The following is a 1783-nucleotide window of genomic DNA, read 5'->3' as shown; positions in this document are numbered from 1 at the left end:
CCAGTCAGGGTTTTGATGGCTTTGCCTGTGCTGACATCCCAGAGTTTGATCGTCTTGTCATCACTGCCAGAAGCCAGTGTCTGGCCATCTGGGCTGAATCTGACACCCCAGACCGAATTGCTATGCCCTTCTAAGGTATTTACTTCTATAGCGCGGTTTTCTTTCTTCTCCTTTGGCTTTAAATAAACCGCTTGCTGTAAAGTTAACACGGTTTGCATTAGGATATCGCTTCTGTGCTGTGCCCAAATTGTATGCTTGAGTTGGCTACCTGCCTTTAAAGCTGCTATTAAAGCATCTGGATGTTTTTCAGAGACAGCAAAGGCTTCCGAAGAATTATTGATGGCGCTAATTTGATTAACATTTGCCTCTACTGCCCACTGGAATGTTGCTGCTGCTAAAGCAGCAAATCCTAAACCTGCGGCTACGGAACCAAAAAGAGCGCGTTTGAGAAAGTTATTCAGTTTCGTGTCACTCAGTTTTCTTTGTTCTCGTTCCTTTTCCAGTTCCGCCATTACGTGCTTTAACTTCGGTTCTTGTTGCTGGCGGATAAAGTTGGCAATGTAGTCATGTACCAGTTGATAACGGTCAGCCGGGTTTTCTGGTAGCAAAACCACCAAGCCAGATTGGACAAAAATCTCTAACACTAAATCTAATTTACTGATTTCAGAAGCTTGTTCCGCCCTAGCTTCTGATCCCCCCGCCTGTGGCGACCCCCTTAAAAAGGGGGTTAAAGAAATTAAGCCCCCCTTTTTAAGGGGGGTTGGGGGGATCTCCGAGAAGTACGGGAGCAAATCGCGTTCCAACTCAACGCGAGTCTTGAGTGGGCGAGTTCCTTTTTCATCAGTCAGCAAATACAGTAATATTTCTGCTGCTTCATGATTTTCAACACCGCAATCTTTAACAACTTCTTCCAGATAACGCTTAACCAGTTCTTCTTTAGTACCACGCTGCCGATATTCTGCCAGAGTTGTAGTGTTCTCCCTTTGTAATTGCGCCCCCACAACCTGCAACTCAATGGGACGAACTTCACCCAATTCTCCGGCTAAATCTTGCACTAATTGATCAACTAAAGCAGATTCCAAGTGGAAATCAGCATTCTCTGTTAAACGCTGGATAATTGACTTCGCATCAGCAGGTGAGAAATTCCCCAACTTGTAAAGCACATTATTACTGAGAATGTCATTGCCAATAATCTTGAGACTGGGCAAATCATTGCATTCCAGCAAGTAATGGATGTAATCTACCCGCAGCGATAAGATAACTTTCACCGATAGAACATTGAGACACTCTCCTAGAAACTCAAAGAATTGCTTCCTTTGTGCAGGTTTGGTGTAAACAAAGAAAAATTCCTCAAATTGATCAAAAATAAGCACTGTGCGGAGGTTGCGCTGTTCGTTTTTGCGAAGTTGGGAGAGGAGGGAGTGGGGAGTGGGGAGTGGGGAGTTAGGAGTTAGGAGTGAGGAGTTAGGAGTTAAGAGTGAGGAGTGGGGATTTTGAGTATTTGAGGTCGGAGTTTTGAGTTCAGAGGTCGGAGTTTTGAGTTCAGAGGTCGGAGTTTCGAGTTCAAAGGTCGGCGTTCCGAGTTCAAAGGTCGGCGTTCCGAGTTCAAAGGTCGGCGTTCCGAGTTCTGAGGTCGAAGTTCCGAGTTCAAAGGTCGAACTTCCGAGTTCTGAGGTTGAAGTTCCGAGTTCAGAGGTTGAAGTTCCGAGTTCAAAGGTCGAACTTCCGAGTTCTGAGACTGAATGTTGAGGTTCTAACTCTCCCCACTCCCCACTCCCCACTC

The 1783-nt window shown here is 45.7% G+C and carries 1 protein-coding gene; it reads right to left on the bottom strand.

Features of this window, described 5'->3' with window-relative positions; genetic code table 11:
- The coding region (locus F8S12_RS18040; protein WP_442946810.1) for an nSTAND1 domain-containing NTPase at positions 1 to 1783 on the bottom strand (1783 nt) is incomplete at both ends.

The organism is Nostoc sp. WHI (assembly GCF_015714725.1).
Taxonomy (GTDB): domain Bacteria; phylum Cyanobacteriota; class Cyanobacteriia; order Cyanobacteriales; family Nostocaceae; genus Nostoc.
Note: the sequence above shows the minus strand (reverse complement) of the source record. Positions and strands in the feature narration are given on the sequence as shown.